Consider the following 16,964-nt stretch of genomic DNA (forward strand, 5'->3'; position numbering starts at 1 on the left):
CCTGCAGCTGCCCATCTGCCGCCAATATTCAGATTCTGCCATGGTGTCTTCAGCAAGAAAGGAAACCACCATGTCCACGAATGAAAGCAACCCCCGGTCCAGCGACAGTTTTGTCGGCCGTCTCTGGAACAAGATCGTCGAGGCCCGCACCCGGCAGGCCGAGCAGCAGTTCCGGCACTACAATCGCCATCGGCGATAGACGAGAAAGCCGTTCCGGGCGGCGGGACCCCCGGTTCCCCGCCCTGACGTGACCGCGACGCGACGGGCTTGTCAGGGAAGGCGGGCGTGGCACGCCCTACCCGTGTGCGGCACGACAAAAGGCAGACCGTCGCGGGGATAGGACGCCAGGGCGATGCCGAAGATCTCGGCGAGGCGAGGATCGGTCAGCACCGCGGCCGGCTCGGCGTCGAGGACAAGGCGGCCCGCGTCGAGCGCGATGTAGCGATCGGCGAAGACGGCGGCGAGATTGAGGTCGTGCAGCACGGCGAAGACGAGGCCGCCGCCATCGGCGAACTCACGCCCGATCTTCAGCACTTCGACCTGATGCTTGATGTCGAGGCTGGCCGTCGGCTCGTCGAGAAAGAGCGCGCGCGGGACGCCGTCCACCACGGGCTGGCCGATCTGGCACAGCACCCGCGCCAGATGCACGCGCTGCTGCTCGCCGCCCGAGAGCTCCTGCACGTTGCGGCCGCCGAAGCCAGCAAGGCCGACGCGGTCGAGCGCGTCGAGGATCTGGCGCCGGCGCTGGCTGGCCGTCTCGCCGCGTCGACTTTCCTGGCCGAGCGCCACGACCTCGAGCACGGTGAAGGGAAAGGCGAGGACGGATGCCTGCGGCAGCACCGCGCGCCGGCGAGCCAGCGCGCCGATCGCGACGGCGCCCAGTGGCTCCCCGTCCAGACAGGCCATGCCGCGGCTCGGCGCGAGCTCTCCCGTCAGCACCTTCAAGAGGGTCGATTTTCCCGCCCCGTTCGGGCCGACGAGCACGGTGAGCGTGCCGGCTTCCAGCCGCAGGTCTACCGATTTCAGGATATCGCGACCGCCAAGGCGCATGCCGACGTCGGATAGATCGAACATAGCTGACCTCACAGATCGAGATGGCTGCGGCGACGCAGCAGCATCCACAGGAAGAACGGTGCGCCGATGGCGGCAGTGAGAATTCCGATCGGCAGCTCGGCCGGAGCGGCGATGGTGCGGGCGACCATGTCGGCGACGACGATGAGGACGGCGCCGAGGAGAGCCGCACCGGGCAGCAGGAAACGGTGATCGGCGCCGAGGACGAGGCGCAGGAGATGCGGCACGAGGATGCCGACAAATCCGATGACGCCGCTCGTGGCCACCGCGGCGCCCGTGACGGCGGCGACGAGGAAGATCGCCCAGCGCTTCAGCCGCTGCACCGAAACGCCGAGATGAAAGGCCTCGGCCTCGCCGAGGACGAGCGCGTTCAGCCCGCGCCCGAGCAGGAACGAGAGCAGGATGCCGGCCAGCATCAGCGGACCGGAGACGGCGAGCTTCTGCCAGCTGGCGCCACCCAGACCGCCGAGGCTCCAAAAGGTGATGTCGCGCAATTGCCGGTCGTCGCTGAGGAAGACGAAGAAGCCGGTGAGCGCGTTTGCCAGGGCCGCCAGGGCGATGCCGGCGAGCAGCATGGTGGCGACCGAGGTCCGGCCCTGCCGCGTGGCGATGGCGTAGAGGGCGATCGTCGCGGCCAGTCCGCCGGCAAAGGCTGCCGCCGGAATGAGGAAGACGCCGAGAAGGCCGGCGATGCCGGCCGAGAGAAGGCGTTCGCCGACGACGATGGTCGCGACCACGGCCAGCGCCGAGCCGGACGAGACGCCGACGATCCCGGGATCGGCCAGCGGATTGCGGAACAGCCCCTGCATCAGCGCCCCCGCCACCGCGAGCGAGGCACCGACAAGCGCGCCGAGCAGCACGCGCGGCATCCGGATCTGCCAGACGATGACCGAGGCGCCCGGATCGGCCGCCGCGACGGCGCCGGGCCCTTGCACGAGCACCTCGACCACCCGCGCCGGCGCCATGCCGGAGGGGCCGACGCCGAGCGACACGACGAGCGTCGCGGCGAGAACGAGAGCCAGGACGGCAAGGCCGACAAGCGCCCGCGGCGACCTGTCGCCGGCGTCGCGGCGCGCCGCCGCCCCGTGCCGGGCGTTCCCGCCGAGCGAGCCCAGAACCCCCGTCACTGCGCGGCCAGCTTCAGTTCCGGATAGAGCCGCGCGGCGAGATCCCGGGCAGCGGTCGGCGTGCGCGGTCCGAAGCCGAGAAGATACTGCGCGTCCATCTTGATCAGCGCGCCGTTGCGGCCGGCGGGCGTCGCCGCCAAAGCCGGCTGCGACAGGATCGCGTCGACATCGTGCGAGGACCCGGCCCGCACCATGGACAAGACGACGTCCGGCTGCAGCGCGGTCACCGCCTCCCAGGACAGCGCCTTGTAGCCCGTCATCCCGGACAGGACATTGTCGCCGCCGGCCAGGGCGATCATCGCATCGGCTGCGGTGCCGGCCCCCGCCGCCATCGGCCGACCATCCACCAGCGACAGGACGAAGAGCACGCGCTGGCGGCGTCCGACGCCGGCAAGGTCCGTCTTCAATGCCGCAAGCTCCGTCTCGATCGTTCGGGCAAGCCGGATGCCCTCGCTCTCCTCGCCGACGGCCCGCGCCACGGCCTCGATCTTCGCCGGCAGACCGGCCGCGTCGTAGCCCGAGGGCACATGCACGACGCGCACCCCGGCCTGGTCGAGCAGCGACACGGCCTCCGGCGGCCCTGCCCCCTCCTCCAGAAGGATGAGATCGGGTGACAGCGCCAACACGCCCTCCGCCGAGAGCGCCCGGATATAGCCGACATTGGGATGGGCGGTCGCCGCAGTGGGATAGATGCTGGTCGAATCCACCGCGGCGATCTCGTCGCTCTTGCCCAGTTCGTACAGCACCTCCGTCACCGCCCCGCCGACGGAGACGATGCGCTCGGCCTCGGCGGCATCCGCGTCGACGGTCTCGCCCAGCGCCATGACCAGCATCATGCCCAGAAGCGAGCGCGTCACCACCCGGCAGGCCATTGCATCACGATCAATCATGGTCAGATTCCTCATTTTGTCAGGATCAACTTGCCCGATCGGGTCAATCTCAGCCGGTACAGCGCGCCATCATGCACAAGCCCCACCTCCCGTTGATCACCCAGCAGTTCAGATGCCTGGAAGAGTCGCAGAGGATAGTGCTGCGACGGCTCGCCGATGGCGTCCAGGTCTTTCAGCGGCGACCGATCGATGGGATCACTCATTAGAACTATTCCGATTTAGAAGAATTCCGAAGTAAGTCCTGACTTCTTCTTTAATGTTGACTCTCATATTCATGTTTGGATAGGACCGTCAACAGCGGCGCGGAACATCCTCGACAGAGCAAGTTTCCGCCGCGGCAAAGCCAGCCATTCCGCCGAACCGGCGCCAGCCAGCCATGCCTGTCTCACTTCGAAAACAGGAGAATCTCCATGGCTTGCCGCGGGCGCCTTTTGGCCGGACTTGGGTCCAGCCTCATGATTTCATGCGCCTTCATCGCGCCTGTCCTGGCGCAGGACGCTCAAAGCGACGCCATCGTGCTGCAGCCGGTGACGCTCGTCGGCGGCACCAAGCCCGCGACCGCGACGACCGCCGAGACGCCGCTGACGACGCGCGTCACCCGCGAAGAGCTGGACGCCGCGCAGATCGAGGACGCCGACGACATCGGACGGCTCGATCCGGCGATCTCGTTCAGCGAGGGCTCGCAGAGCTTCAACATCCGCGGCCTCGACAGGAGCCGCACGTTGACGACGATCGACGGCATCCGCGTGCCCTGGATCGAGGACGGGGCCCGCGGCGTAACGGGCGGCGTCTCCGCCTTCGACTTCGACACCCTCTCCACCCTCGACATCGTCAAGGGCGCCGATTCCAGCATCTACGGTGCCGGCGCGCTCGGCGGCGTCGTCAACCTGCGGACGCTGAATCCAGAAGATCTTCTGCCGGGCAACAAGACGTTCGGCGGGCTGTCCAAGGGCAGCTTCGACTCGAAGGATCAGAGCTGGAGCGTCGACCAGGCCATCGCCGCGCGCATCGACCAGACCTTCATGCTGCTTCAGGGTGGTTATCGCGACGGCCGCGAGATCGAGAACCAGGGCGACATCGGCGGCATCGGCCCGACGCGCAGCGAAAAGCTGCCGCTCGACTACGACAATACCAACGTCCTGGCGAAGATCCGCCAGCATGTCGAGGGCGGCCACGTCATCGGCATCACCGGAGAATCCTACGACCGCGACGATGACATCGAAGCCCTGACGGAATCGTCCGCGACCTACGACTACACGGCCAGAACCCCGACCCGCGACAAGAGCAACAAACGCGAGCGCCTTTCGGCCAATTACGAGTATGCGCCAGAAGAAACCGACGGCACGATCAAGGCGGCGGAGGCGATCATCTACTGGCAGCGCCAGTCGATCGACGATGATTTCTCGGCCTATCGGCTGAGCACGCCGGCGGGCGATTACCGACGCAACAGCCAGCGGGAGGAGACGACCTACGGCATCAATGGCAGCCTGCTCGCCGGCTTCGACACAGGCAGCATCTCCCACGGCGTCAGCATCGGCGGCGAGATTTTCGGCAGCGAGGCGTCGCAGTTCTCGAGCGGCGAAGACACGTGCCCTGCACCACCTTATCCGCCGCGCTTCTTCACCTGCAATTTCCTGCATACCAACCAGGCCGACATGCCGGAGACCGACGGGGCAACGGTCGGCCTTTTCATCCAGGACGAGATCGCCCTCCTGGACAGCAAGGTCCGCGTGACGCCGGGGCTGCGTTACGACTGGTATCGCCAGACGCCTCAGGAGACCGACGGCTTTCTCGCCAACGCGACCTATACGGGACTGCCGGAGGAATCCAGCGACTCTGCCCTGTCGCCGAAACTGCGGGCCGAATGGGACGCGGCCGATGCGGTGACCCTCTTCGCCCAATGGGCGCAAGGGTTCCGCGCGCCAACCGCGACGGAGCTCTACCTCAGCTATGGTGGCCCCGGAACCTATCTCTCGCTCGGCAATGCCAGCCTCGAGCCGGAAACGAGCAACGGCTTCGAGATCGGCGCCAAGCTCGGTGACGAGACCTTCGGCGGCTCGGTCAACGCCTTCTACAACCGCTATGAGAACTTCATCGACACTGTCTCGGTCTCCCCCGCCAGTGTCGGCCTTCCCGCCGGCCTCTATCCCTTCGGCATCACCGGCTACGTCAACCGCGCCAATGTCGAGATCTACGGCGCCGAGGCCTCGGCCCATTTCCGGCTGGAATCGGGCTGGCATGCCTCGGCCTCGCTCGCCGCCTATGTCGGTCGCGACCGCGACACCGACGAGCATCTCAACTCGATTCCGGCGGTGAAGGGCATTCTCGGCCTCGGCTATGCCACCGACATCTACGGCGCGGACGTGATCCTCACCGCCGCCGCCAAGCGCGACAAGGCCGAGAACGACTTGTCGAAGACGCCGGCCTACGGCATCGTCGACGTCACCGGCTGGTGGGCACCCGACCAGCTTGCCGGCGCCAAGGTCAAGGCTGGAGTCTACAACCTGTTCGACGAAACGTATTACGACGCGCTCGACATTCCGGACTCGACCACGCTGCCGAAGGAATACTTCACCGAGGCGGGCCGCACGTTCAAGGCGACCGTCAGCTTCCAGTTCTAGCGGGCCGGCCCCAGGCCAGACATTCCCGCCGAGACCACATACCCTAAGGGAGAACACCCATGTTCATCGCCATGAACCGCTTCAAGGTCGCCAAGGACTCGACCGAGGCCTTCGAGAAGATCTGGCTGGAGCGCGAGAGCCATCTGCAGGGCCTGCCGGGTTTTGCCGAATTCCACATGCTGCGCGGCCCGGACCGCGAGGAATACGTGCTCTACGCCTCGCACACGCTCTGGCACACCAAGGCGGATTTCGAGGCCTGGACGAAGTCGGAAGCGTTCCGCGCGGCCCACGCGCGCGGCAACACGCGCGATCGCGCGCCGACATACATCGGCCATCCCGAGTTCGAGGGTTTCGAGGTGTTCCAGCACATCGTCGCCAAGCCGGCCGCCGACGCGGCCTGATCGACGGCACTGTCAGCGCAAGCGGCGGCGGGGGTCGGCCCCGCCGCCGCTTTGTCATGAGGGTGCGCGATACAAACGCTCGCGTCGCCGGCGCCCGCCTGACCCCACCGGGCGGGAAGCCCTGCCCGCCGGCCTATCCCCGGGCGCGCGATTTCAGCCAGCGGTCGAAGGCGACGGCACCGATGAGGATGAGGCCGATCACCACCTGCTGCGTGTAGGACGAGACGTTGTTGAGGACGAGCCCGTTGACGAGGACGCCGATCAGCGCGGCACCGATCACCGTGCCGCCGACGCTGCCGATGCCCCCGAAAAGGCTGGTGCCGCCGATGACAACGGCCGAAATCACCGTCAGTTCATAGCCGATACCGGCGACTGCCTCGGCGGAATTGAGACGGGCGGCCAGGACGAAGGCGGCCAGGCCGCTGAAGAAGCCGACGATCAGATAGACCGAGACGAGAATGGCATCGACGCGCAGGCCCGACAGCCGCGCCGCCTCGGCATTGCCGCCGACGGCGTAGACCGCCCGGCCGTAGCGCGTATAGCGCAGCACCAGATGGCAGAGCACGGCGGCGAGCGCGAAGATGATCACCGGCACCGGCACCGGGCCGATCATGCCATTGCCGAACCACCGCATCGAGGCATCGAAGCCCGAGATCGGCCCGCCATTCGAGAGCGTCAGTGTCAGTCCGCGGAAGATGGTGAGGCCGCCGAGCGTCACGACGAAGGGCGGCACTTTCAGCCGCGTGATGACGAGACCCTGCACACCGCCGGCGAGCGTGCCGACGAGAAGCGCCGCCAGGAGCGCCGCGAACCACCCAAAACCCTGTCCGGCGCTGGCGCCGAGCGACAGCGTGTTGGCTGTGCCGCCCTTGGCGACGATGGCAGCGACCATGCCGGAAAAGGCGACGAGCGAGCCGACGGAGAGGTCGATGCCCGCCGTCAGGATGACGAAGGTCATGCCGAGCGCGATCAGACCGGTGATCGAAATCTGCCGCATGACGTTGAACAGGTTGACCGGATTGAGAAAATTCGGGTTGAGGAGGGCAAAGACCAGCATCAGCGCAAAGAGGAACATCAGCGGCCCGAACCGCATCAGGATCTTGAAGAAGTTCGGGCCCGTCTGCCGCCGAAGGCCGCTAGTGGAGCTCATGATGCCGTCCCTTTCTGCCGTCCAGCGCCATCAGCGCCATCAGTCGGTCCTCGCTCGCCTCGGCTGCCGCCATCTCGCCGGTGATCTTGCCCGCCCGCATGGTGACGATGCGGTCGCTGACGGCGAGGATCTCCGGCAGTTCCGAGGAGATCACCATCACCGCGATGCCGCGCGCGGCGAGCTGGACGAGGATCTGGTGGACCTCGGCCTTGGCGCCGACATCGACCCCGCGCGTCGGCTCGTCGACGATCAAAACCTTCGGATCGCGCGCCAGCCAGCGGGCCAGGATCACCTTCTGCTGGTTGCCGCCGGAGAGGCCGTCGATGCGTTGGCCGGCATGGGCCATCCGGATGTTGAGGAGCTTGCGGTAGCTGCCGAGCTCATCCTGCTCGCGCCTTTCCGCCATGACGCCCATCCAGTTCGAATAGGCGTTCAGCGACGCGACGGAGAAATTGGCCAGAATGCCGAGGGCGGGAAAGATCGCCTGGTGCTTGCGGTCTTCCGGCACGAGACCGATGCCGAGCGCGATCGCATCGGCCGGGGACCGCGGCGTGATCGCCTCGCCGTCGAGCCGGAGCGTGCCGGCGGCGATGGCGTCGGCGCCGAAGATGGCGCGCGCGAGCTCCGTCCGCCCGGAACCGACGAGGCCGGCGATGCCGAGGATCTCGCCGGCGCGCAGGTCGAGGTCGACGCCGTCGAGAACGATGGCGTGCGGCGCTTCGGGGTCGCGCACGGTCTTCAGGCCGCGGACCTCGAGCCGCACCGCGCCCGCCGCGCTGCGCTGTGCCGGCCGGGCATAGAGTTCGGACGCCGCCCGCCCGACCATCTTCTCGATGATCGCCGGCAGCGGAATCGGCGCGCCGTCCCGCACGAGTTCGCCGGCAAGGCGTCCGTCTCGCAACACCGTCATCCGGTCGCAGATGGTGGACGCCTCCTCCAGCCGGTGCGTCACGAACATGATCGCGACGCCCTCGCCGCGCAGCCGGTCCATGATGGAGAGAAGCCGCGTGACTTCGCTTTCCGACAGCGCCGAGGTCGGCTCGTCCATGACGATGATGCGCGAGGACAAGGACAGCGCCCGGGCGATCTCCACCATCTGCTGCTCGGCGACGGAGAGGGCCGAGACCGGGGTCTGGGGGTCCAGCGTGAGGCCGACGCGCGCGATGATGTCGCGGGCGTCGGCGCGCATGGCGCGCCAGTCGACCAGTCCCAGCCGTCCGAGCGGCGCGCGGCCGATGAAGATGTTCTCGGCGACCGAGAGCGTCGGAATCAGGCTGAGCTCCTGGTAGATCGTGACGATGCCGAGCCGCCGCGCCGCCTGGGGGCTTTCGATCTCGACCGGCTGGCCGTCCATCAGGATGGTGCCGCTCGACGGCGGCTGCACGCCGGAAAGGATCTTCAGAAGCGTCGACTTGCCGGCGCCGTTCTCGCCCATCAGGCCGAGGATCTCGCCACCGTTCAGGGTCAACGAGACGTCGTCGAGCGCGGTGACGCCGGAAAAGTGCTTGGCAATGCCGCGCATCTCGAGCAGCGGCCGATCCGGCCGGACGGCCAAAGGCACCGCCGTGGCGGGTGAAGTCATGGGCGAAAGCCTCGATGGAGCCGCAGGGGGGCGCGCCGAAAGGCGGCGCGCCCGGCAGGCCAGGCTGCGGCTAGGTCGTCTCGCCGATGCGCTCGGCCTTGTCGAGATTGTCCTTGCCGATCACGATCGGGGTGAGGAGAATCACCGCTTCCGCCGGCTTCGTGCCGGACTTGGCGAAGTCGACGGCGATGCGCAGCGCCTGGCGCGACTGTTCGCCCGGAAACTGCTCGACCGTGCCGGCAAGCTTGCCGTCGCGGACCGCCACGAGTGCCTCGGGCAACGCGTCGAAGCCGTAGATCTTGATGTCGGTGAAGCCGGCGCTCGCCGCCGCTTCCATCGCGCCGAGCGCCATGTCGTCATTGGCGCAGACGATGACGTCGGGCTTGCCATTGGCCGCCAGCCCCGCCTCGGTCACCGACAACGCCTCGGCGCGGGCGAAATTGGCGGTCTGCTCGAAGACGATCTTGTACTTGTCCTGGCCGTCGAGGATGGCATGGACGCCCTTGTTGCGGTCGATGGCGGGGCCTGCCCCCGGCTGCCCCTGCAAGTGGAAGATCGTCGCCCCGTCCGGGAAGGCCGCCATGATGGCTTGCGCCTGCGCCTCGCCGCCCTTGGCGTTGTCGGCACCCACATGGGCGAGGATGCCCTCGACGCCGTCGACGCGCCGGTCGATGGTGACGACCGGGATGCCGGCGGCGACCGCCTGCTCGACCGCTGGCGCCAGCGAGTTGACGTCGAGCGGCGAGATGACGATGGCGCCGACCTTCTGGACGATGGCCGCCTCGACGTCGCCGGTCTGCTTGGGCGCGGAATTCTGGCCGTCGCTCTCGATCAGGTTGATGCCACCGATCGAGGTCGCCTCGACCTTGATCTGGTTCAGCATGTGGACGAAGAACGGAAAGCTGAGGCTCGGCACGGAAGCCAAAACGCTCAGTTCACCGTCGGCGGCATGGGCGACGGCGCCGGTTGCGGCGAGAGCGCCGACGGCAACCGAAGACAGCAGGAATGTACGCCTGTTCAACATGGATTTTCCTCCCCTGATGGACCGGGGCGCGCTCTTCGGCGGGCCTCTCATGTCCTTTCGGAAGGTTATCGGGGGGCGAAGACCTCGGCAAGTGCAGCCTGGAGCGAGAGCCGGGACCGGCACGACAACCTGCGATTTTGCTGCCTTGTCGAAATCCCGGACGCTGTCGGCTTTCACTGTGTATCCCGCTCCTGAGTATTTACGAAATCATTGCGCAGTTCATGCGCACCGCCTGCCCCAAAGCAATCACCGTGCCCATGCCGCAGGCGGAGGTTCCTGAATTTGTGTTGGCTGCGGCTGATCACCTGCGGAAATGCTGATTTGCCGCCGACCGGCCATTGCGGATGATTACTGATGGTATATAAATTTTCTTCGGATGAATGTCGCGGCGGCCGGCGGCCCGGTTTTCTCGCTCCATCGGCACCGCGGGCGACTGCGCAGGATTCATGTGGCGTTGCAACAATGTGGATTTCGCAACGGGTTTCTGAAGACAATACTGCGGGTTCAGTAAAAAGCCGGCAATTGAGGAGATTGAAGACTACCGACACGGGAATGAACGTCAGTTTGCACCATGGGGAAATCTGGTATGTCGAGCATCTGCAAGTCTCTGAAACTCTCTCTTGGCGCTCTGGGGTTTGCTGCCGCCATGAGCCATGGCCCGGCGCAGGCGCAGGTGCCGGAGTCCCCCGATCCGATCAAGATCGCGCTGTTCGACTGGACCAGCGTCAACCTCAACGCCAAGATCATGGGCGGCATCCTGGAAAAGCTCGGCTATAGCGTCGAATATCCGACCGCCGACTACCTCTCGAGCCTCACCACGGGCCTCACCAACGGCGACCTGACGCTCGGCGCCGAGTTCTGGGCGACCACCGCCGGCGAGGCGATGGCCGCCTCCGACGCGACCGGCGAAACCGAGAATCTCGGGCCTCTCGGCCCGAAGGCCAAGGAAGAGTGGTGGTTTCCCGAATACATGAAGGAGAAATGCCCTGGCCTGCCGAACTGGGAAGCGCTGAAGGACCCGGCCTGCGCGGAGGCCTTCTCCACCGCCGAGACCGCACCGAAGGGCCGCTATCTCGGCGGGCCCGTGACCTGGGAAGGGTTCGACGACGAGCGCGTCGTCTCGCTCGACCTGCCCTTTACCGTCATCCACGCCGGTACGGACGCCGCGATGTTCGCCGAGCTCGACTCGGCCTATCAACGGAAGGCGCCGATCATGCTCTGGGTCTACTCGCCGCACTGGGCGCCGGCCAAGTACAAGGGCGAGTGGGTTGATTTTCCCGAATACACCAAGGAATGCTACACCGACCCGAAATGGGGCAGCAATCCCGACGCCCAGTATGATTGCGGCAAGCCGTCCGGCGATATCTACAAGTATGCCTGGGCGGGCATGAAGGAAAAGTGGCCGGTCGCCTACAAGGTCGCCAAGGCCTATACTGTCGACACCGACACGCTGAACAGGATGAGCGGCGAGATCGACCTCGACGGCAAGGCGCCGGAAGACGTCGCGGCCGAATGGATCGCGGCCAACGAGGCCACATGGAAGGCCTGGGCGCAATAGCGTCCGCAAGGTCGCCGGCCTCTTGCGGAGACCGGCGGCCAGAGCAGCATCCGCCCCTCCCGGCCATCCCTTCCGGAAAGCGAGATCCGCGTGTGACCGTCATGATCGATCAGTCCCGCCTTGAGGAATCGCCGACGGCCGCCGTGCGCCCGGTCAAGCTCGCCTGCCGAAATGTCTGGAAGCTCTACGGCGAGACGGACGGCAAGGCGTTTCTCGCCGCGCGCGACGGCACCGCGAGCGCCGCCGATCTTGCCGAGGCCAAGCTGATCGGCGCCGTGCGCAAGGTCGACCTCGAGATTCGCGAGGGCGAGATCTTCATCATCATGGGCCTCTCGGGATCGGGAAAATCAACCCTCGTGCGCTGCATGTCGCGCCTGATCGAGCCGAGTTTCGGAAAGGTCGAGTTCGAGGGCCGCGACCTGATGACGATTTCGCCGGCCGAACTGATCGAGATGCGCCGCCACCGCATGGGCATGGTCTTCCAGAACTTCGCTCTTCTGCCGCATCTTACCGTTCTCGAGAACATCGCCTTTCCCCTGGCGATGCAGGGCGTGTCCCGCTCGACCCGCCTGGCGCGGGCCCGCGAAATGATCCAGATGGTCAGTCTCGGCGGGCGCGAGAATTTCTACCCGCGCGAGCTCTCCGGCGGCCAGCAGCAGCGCGTCGGCATCGCCCGGAGCCTCGCCACCAATCCCGAGATCTGGTTCCTCGACGAGCCCTTCTCCGCCCTCGATCCGCTGATCCGGCGCGAGATGCAGGACGAGCTGCTGCGGCTGCAGGCGATCCTGCGCAAGACCATCGTCTTCATCACCCATGATTTCGACGAGGCGATCCGCATCGCCGACCGCATCGCCATCATGAAGGACGGTGAGATCATCCAGATCGGCACGCCCGAGGAACTGGTCGTGCGCCCCGCCACCGACTATGTCGCCGCCTTCACCCGCGACGTGCAGCGCGCCAAGGTCGTGTCGGCCCGCCATCTGATGCAGCCGTGCAGCGGCGTCGCCCATGCCGGCACCGTCACGCCCGAGGCGCGCATCGCCAGCTTCTCGGCCGGCATCGTCGCGGCCGGCTCCCCCTTCGCCATCGTGGATGCCGGCGGCACGCGCCTCGGCGAAGTGACGCCGCAGGCGGTGATCTCCCTCCTCGCCGGCATCGAGGGCGCCCCGGCATGACGGTGATGGCCGGCAGCCCGAGCGTTTCGTGGCGACCGGCCCCGCCCTGGCCGGTCGTCTGGATCCTGGCTCTCCTTTCCGTGGCGGGGCTCCACCTCGCTCGCGACCACCTCCCCTTCGCCACCGCCTATCCCGCCGACGCGATCGTCCCCCTGGCCGAGTGGATCGGCGCCGTCATGGCCTGGCTGAAGACGAACCTGACCTGGCTGACGCGCGGGCTGACCGCCGTTCTCGGCGTGCCGCTCGACGCCGCGCTCGATCTCCTCGCGAAGAACGTCAAGATCGGCCAGGGCCCGACCGCGACGACGCTGCCGCGCCTCTCCTGGGTCGGCGTCGTCGCAGCCGCCTTCCTCGCGGGCCGTGCCTATGGCGGCAACCGTCTCGGCTGCCTCGTCGGCGGCTGTTTTCTCTACATCGCGCTGTTCGGCAAATGGACGAGCGCCATGCTGACTCTCGGGCTCATCGCCATCGCCGTGCCCTTCTGCATCGCCACCGGCGTGCTCGTCGGAATCTGGGCCTTTCGCCACCCTGCTGCCCAGCGCACCGTCGTCGCGCCGGCGCTCGACCTGATGCAGACGATCCCGACCTTCGCCTACCTCATCCCGATGCTCCTCCTCTTCGGCAACAGCCCGGTCTCGGCGATGATCGCCACCGCGATCTTCGCGACGCCGCCGATGGTGCGCGCGACCATGCTCGGGCTTTCGCGCGTGCCTGCCGAGATCGGCGACTTCAGCGACATGGCCGGCTGCACGCCGCGCCAGAAACTCTGGCGCGTGCTTCTTCCCTCGGCGCAGCCGACGCTGATGCTGGGCGTCAACCAGGTGATCATGCTGGCCCTCAACATGGTGATCATCGCCTCGATGATCGGTGCCGGCGGGCTTGGCTACGACGTGCTGCTGGCACTCCGGGCGCTGAAGGTCGGCGCGGCGATGGAGGCGGGCCTCGCCATCGTCGCGCTCGCCGTCGCGCTCGACCGGTTGAGCCAGGCGATGGCCGCCCAGAACGCCCGTGGCCATGTGCACCAGAGCGAGTCCGGCCTTTTCGGCCTGCGGTCTCCGAACCTCGTCGCCGCGATCGTCATCCTTGCCGTCACCACGGGCGCGAGCCTTTTCATCCCCGCCTTCGCCGCCGTGCCGAAGGCGCTGACGCTCACCACCGCTCCGCTCTGGACCGGCGCGGTGAACTGGATCACCGTCAATTTCTTCGACGCCATCGAGGTTTTTCGCGTCACCCTGATCCTCAACGTCCTCAACCCGCTGCGCGCTTTCTGCGAGGGGTTTCCGTGGCTTGGCGCCGTCTCGCTTCTCGGCCTTGCCGGCTACCAGCTCGGCGGCTTCAGGCTGGCCGCAACCGTCGCCCTGCTCACCTCCTTCTGCGCCGTCACCGGCCTTTGGGACAAGACCATGGCAACGGTTTATCTCTGCGGCATCTCGGCCCTCGTCGCCTGCCTCATCGGCATTCCAATCGGCCTCTGGGCGTCGCGCAGCGACAGGGTGGCGCGCGTGGTCACGCCCGTCATCGACACGCTGCAGGTGATGCCGTCCTTCTGCTTCATCATTCCAGTGGTGATGCTGTTTCGCGTCGGCGACGTCACCGCGATGATCGCGACCATCGGCTTCGCCGTCGTGCCGGCGGTGCGCTATACGAACCACGGCCTCAGGAACATCCCGCCGGCACTACTGGAGGCCGCCGTCGTCTCCGGCTGCACCCCGCGCCAGACCTTCTGGCGCGTGCAGCTGCCGATGGCGCTGCCCGAGATCATGCTGGGCGTCAGCCAGACCATTTTGATGGCGCTCGCGATGATCATCATCTGCGCCATGATCGGCACGCGCGATCTCGGCCAGGAAGTGTTCATCGCCTTGTCCAAGGCCGATGCGGGTCGCGGCATCGTCGCGGGTCTGGCCATCGCCTTCATCGGCATCATCGCCGACCGCCTGTTCGGCGCCTGGAGCGCAAAGGCAAGAGCCCGCGTCAGCGCATAGCGACCGGAGCGCAAGCGGCCGGCTATAGCCATTCCTTTGTCGTGGAACACCCGCATGGGCAGTTACCGCGCGGCTGCGGGCTGCGAGCCTCAACCACCAATCTGCTTTTCACCCCAGCAGCATACGCACATGCTCGTTGAGAAACCGCCCTTTCGGATCGAGCTTTCGGCGCAGCGCGCGAAAATCATCGGCGCGGGGGTAGAGCGTCGTCACGTCCTCGGTGTCGAGAAAGTGCAGCTTGCCCCAATGCGGGCGGGAGTGGAACTGGCGCAGGATCGCATCGACGTCGCGCAGAAAGTCCCAGTAGTCGAAGCCGGGATGGCCGGAGACCGAGACCGTGACTGAATCCTGCCGGTAGAAGGGGCTGAGCCAGGCGGCGTCGCCCGCGGTGAAGCGGTATTCGATCGGGAAGATGCACTTGGTGTGCTTGGTCAGCATCAGCTCGCGCACGGCCCGCACCGCCGCCTTGCCGTGCTCGACCGGCACTGCGTATTCGAGCTCGTGGAAGTTCGGCACGTATTCGATGGGATAGATGTCGGAGGAGTAGGCGATCTTCTCGAAGGGCGACTGCATTTCCGGCTGCTCGGTGATGTCCATCACCTTCATCTCGCAGACGTCGGCCGTGTTCGTCGTCGTCGTCAGCGGCGCGTCCGCGGTATCGCCGAGGCAGTAGAGATACCGGCTTTCCGGCATGGGGCACCAGAAGAAGCCGAAATGCCGGTGGGTCGCGGCGAGTTCGTCGTGCCGCTCCATGCAGGTCTCGAAATCGTCGCGCCACAGCTTTTCGTGCAGGTTGTAGGCCGGCATCGTCTCCAGCGTCATCTCGGAGATGACCCCGAGCGTGCCGAGCGAGACCTGGGCGGCGGCGAGCAGTTCCGGGTCCGAGCCGTCGACGACGAGGATGCTGCCATCCGCCTGGACCAACCGCATGCCTGAAACCTGCGAGGCGAGGCAACCGAGTGTCGCGCCGGTGCCGTGCGTGCCGGTGGAGAAGGCGCCGGCGACGGCCTGCGTGTCGATGTCGCCCTGGTTGGCGAGCGACAGGCCCATCCCCTTCAGCGCCCTGCCGATGTCGCCGATCCGGGTCCCCGCGGCGACCGTGACGCGGTTGCCCTCGCGGCCGAGGATGCCGCTCATGCCGGCGAGCGACAGGCGCAGTCCGCCGGTGCCGACGACGGGGGTGAACGAGTGGCCGGAGCCGGCGACGCGGATCGGCAGATCCAGCGCATCGGCCTCGCGCACCATCGCGACGAGCTGTTCCTCGCTCGTGGGCGCCGCCTTGTAGCGCGAGATGCAGGACTGGTTGCCGACCCAGTTGCGCCAGTGGCCGCCCTTTTCGAACTCCATGCTTGTCCCCTCAAACTGCCGTGAAGCCATTGTCGACGAAAAGATGCGTGCCGTTGATGAAGCTTGCGGCATCGCTGAGCAGGAAGAGCGCGGCCTCGGCGACTTCCTCGGGTCGGCACATGCGCCCCTGGGCTGCCGCGATGGCGGCGTCGGAGACGTCGACGCCCAGGCGCGAAAGCGCCTCGACCTCGCGATTGCCGTGCGCGGTCTGGATAAAGCCGGGGCACACCGCATTGCAGCGGATGTTGCGGTCGCGGAACTCGACGGCGATGGCGCGCGCGAACATGTGCACCGCGCCTTTCGTCGTGGCGTAGAGGACTTCCATGGGTGTTGCCGCGACGGCCGAGATCGAGGAGGTGCAGACGATGCGCCCGCCGCCCTGCGCCAGCATGCCCGGCAGCACCGCGCGCGTCATCAGGAACATCGACCGGACGTTCACGTCCATCAGCCCGTCATAGTCCTCATCGGTGGTCTCGAGAAAGGGTTTCACGACGATCGTGCCGGCGTGGTTGAAGAGGAGCGTCGGCGGCCCAAAGGCTTCGCTCGCCTGCGCCACGGCCGCCTCGACCTCCGCCCGCTGCGAGACGTCGGCGCGCGCAAACCGCGCCTGACCTCCCGCGGCGACGATCGCGTCGGCCAGTGCCGCACCCGCCTCATCCTGCCGGTCGACGATGGTCACGCGCGCGCCCTCGGCGGCGAACAGCCGGGCCGCTGCGCCGCCGCAGCCGGTCGCGCCGCCGGAAATCAGGGCGCTGCGCCCGTCCAGTCGTCCGGGCATCAGAGCTTCCCTCGCAAGATGACGAAGCGCTACTCTGACGGGATTGTGACCGGACTTCAACCGAGGTCACGGGTCTGCGGCATCGGGACGTGCAGCGTTTGCGTGATCGCGATCTGCCGCCCAATGCGCGGCAAGCTATGCGCTTCGACCGAAGACGAGGACCGAGAGCGACGTCGGCCTCTGGACGCCAGGCCTGCTGCAGGGAATAGTCGCCCTCCCCAGACCGGCGCCATGGGCGCCGACCCGTGGCACACCAGC

At 67.0% G+C, this 16,964-nt stretch carries 16 protein-coding genes; 6 read left to right on the top strand and 10 right to left on the bottom strand.

Annotated features, from left to right (window positions below):
• Window positions 1-70 precede the first annotated feature (70 nt).
• Window positions 71-199: a hypothetical protein gene (locus tag Sa4125_RS24230; RefSeq protein WP_267461337.1), complete on the top strand. Its 129-nt coding sequence runs from the start codon at window positions 71-73 to the stop codon at window positions 197-199.
• Between the two features lie 71 nt (window positions 200-270).
• Here Sa4125_RS24230 and Sa4125_RS16140 read toward each other — a convergent pair whose 3' ends face one another.
• Genes Sa4125_RS16140 through Sa4125_RS16155 form a run of 4 tightly spaced genes read right to left on the bottom strand, consistent with a single transcriptional unit; the run spans window position 271 to window position 3,291 of the window.
• Complete coding sequence (locus Sa4125_RS16140; RefSeq protein WP_223999463.1) at window positions 271-1,074, bottom strand: heme ABC transporter ATP-binding protein; 804 nt, start codon at window positions 1,072-1,074, stop codon at window positions 271-273.
• 8 nt (window positions 1,075-1,082) lie between these two features.
• Entirely contained in the window at window positions 1,083-2,198 is a 1,116-nt protein-coding gene (locus tag Sa4125_RS16145; protein ID WP_223999465.1) for an iron ABC transporter permease, read from the bottom strand.
• Window positions 2,195-3,088, bottom strand: coding sequence for an ABC transporter substrate-binding protein (locus tag Sa4125_RS16150; RefSeq protein WP_223999467.1), 894 nt, complete (start codon window positions 3,086-3,088; stop codon window positions 2,195-2,197). The genes Sa4125_RS16145 and Sa4125_RS16150 overlap by 4 nt, the downstream gene beginning before the upstream one ends.
• 11 nt (window positions 3,089-3,099) lie before the next feature.
• Window positions 3,100-3,291, bottom strand: coding sequence for a hemin uptake protein HemP (locus tag Sa4125_RS16155; RefSeq protein ID WP_223999479.1), 192 nt, complete (start codon window positions 3,289-3,291; stop codon window positions 3,100-3,102).
• Window positions 3,292-3,498: 207 nt separating this feature from the next.
• Between Sa4125_RS16155 and Sa4125_RS16160 the strand changes: the two genes are divergently transcribed.
• Entirely contained in the window at window positions 3,499-5,709 is a 2,211-nt protein-coding gene (locus Sa4125_RS16160; RefSeq protein ID WP_223999480.1) for a TonB-dependent hemoglobin/transferrin/lactoferrin family receptor, read from the top strand.
• Between the two features lie 59 nt (window positions 5,710-5,768).
• A complete protein-coding gene (locus Sa4125_RS16165) occupies window positions 5,769-6,110 on the top strand; it encodes an antibiotic biosynthesis monooxygenase (protein ID WP_223999481.1) in 342 nt (113 codons plus the stop codon).
• 133 nt (window positions 6,111-6,243) lie between these two features.
• Here Sa4125_RS16165 and Sa4125_RS16170 read toward each other — a convergent pair whose 3' ends face one another.
• The 4 genes from Sa4125_RS16170 to Sa4125_RS16185 all read right to left on the bottom strand — a co-directional run bounded on the left by Sa4125_RS16170 (window position 6,244) and on the right by Sa4125_RS16185 (window position 10,414).
• The gene (locus Sa4125_RS16170; protein ID WP_223999482.1) at window positions 6,244-7,260 is read right to left on the bottom strand and encodes an ABC transporter permease; all 1,017 of its coding nucleotides are present in this window, start codon (window positions 7,258-7,260) and stop codon (window positions 6,244-6,246) included.
• On the bottom strand, window positions 7,247-8,842 hold the full coding sequence (locus Sa4125_RS16175; protein WP_223999483.1) for a sugar ABC transporter ATP-binding protein: 1,596 nt from the start codon (window positions 8,840-8,842) through the stop codon (window positions 7,247-7,249). Before Sa4125_RS16175 ends, Sa4125_RS16170 begins: the two co-directional genes overlap by 14 nt.
• A 70-nt stretch (window positions 8,843-8,912) precedes the next feature.
• On the bottom strand, window positions 8,913-9,866 hold the full coding sequence (locus Sa4125_RS16180; protein WP_223999485.1) for a substrate-binding domain-containing protein: 954 nt from the start codon (window positions 9,864-9,866) through the stop codon (window positions 8,913-8,915).
• A gap of 173 nt (window positions 9,867-10,039) precedes the next feature.
• Window positions 10,040-10,414: a hypothetical protein gene (locus Sa4125_RS16185; RefSeq protein ID WP_223999487.1), complete on the bottom strand. Its 375-nt coding sequence runs from the start codon at window positions 10,412-10,414 to the stop codon at window positions 10,040-10,042.
• A 38-nt stretch (window positions 10,415-10,452) separates the two neighbouring features.
• On the opposite strand from Sa4125_RS16185, the gene Sa4125_RS16190 reads away from it, so the two are divergent.
• From Sa4125_RS16190 to Sa4125_RS16200, 3 genes are all read left to right on the top strand, one after another.
• Entirely contained in the window at window positions 10,453-11,424 is a 972-nt protein-coding gene (locus tag Sa4125_RS16190; protein WP_223999489.1) for an ABC transporter substrate-binding protein, read from the top strand.
• 101 nt (window positions 11,425-11,525) lie between these two features.
• Window positions 11,526-12,599: a betaine/proline/choline family ABC transporter ATP-binding protein gene (locus Sa4125_RS16195; protein WP_223999491.1), complete on the top strand. Its 1,074-nt coding sequence runs from the start codon at window positions 11,526-11,528 to the stop codon at window positions 12,597-12,599.
• A complete protein-coding gene (locus tag Sa4125_RS16200) occupies window positions 12,596-14,581 on the top strand; it encodes an ABC transporter permease subunit (protein ID WP_223999493.1) in 1,986 nt (661 codons plus the stop codon). Before Sa4125_RS16195 ends, Sa4125_RS16200 begins: the two co-directional genes overlap by 4 nt.
• Window positions 14,582-14,689: 108 nt before the next feature.
• Here the strand turns inward: Sa4125_RS16200 and Sa4125_RS16205 are convergent, their stop codons facing one another.
• Together Sa4125_RS16205 and Sa4125_RS16210 are read right to left on the bottom strand one after the other, a co-directional pair.
• The gene (locus Sa4125_RS16205) at window positions 14,690-15,928 is read right to left on the bottom strand and encodes a D-arabinono-1,4-lactone oxidase (RefSeq protein WP_223999495.1); all 1,239 of its coding nucleotides are present in this window, start codon (window positions 15,926-15,928) and stop codon (window positions 14,690-14,692) included.
• Window positions 15,929-15,938: 10 nt separating this feature from the next.
• Window positions 15,939-16,706 (bottom strand): SDR family oxidoreductase, encoded by a 768-nt coding sequence (locus tag Sa4125_RS16210; RefSeq protein ID WP_223999497.1) that lies wholly within the window; start codon window positions 16,704-16,706, stop codon window positions 15,939-15,941.
• Window positions 16,707-16,964 lie beyond the last annotated feature (258 nt).

Source organism: Aureimonas sp. SA4125 (assembly GCF_019973775.1).
Lineage (GTDB): Bacteria > Pseudomonadota > Alphaproteobacteria > Rhizobiales > Rhizobiaceae > Plantimonas.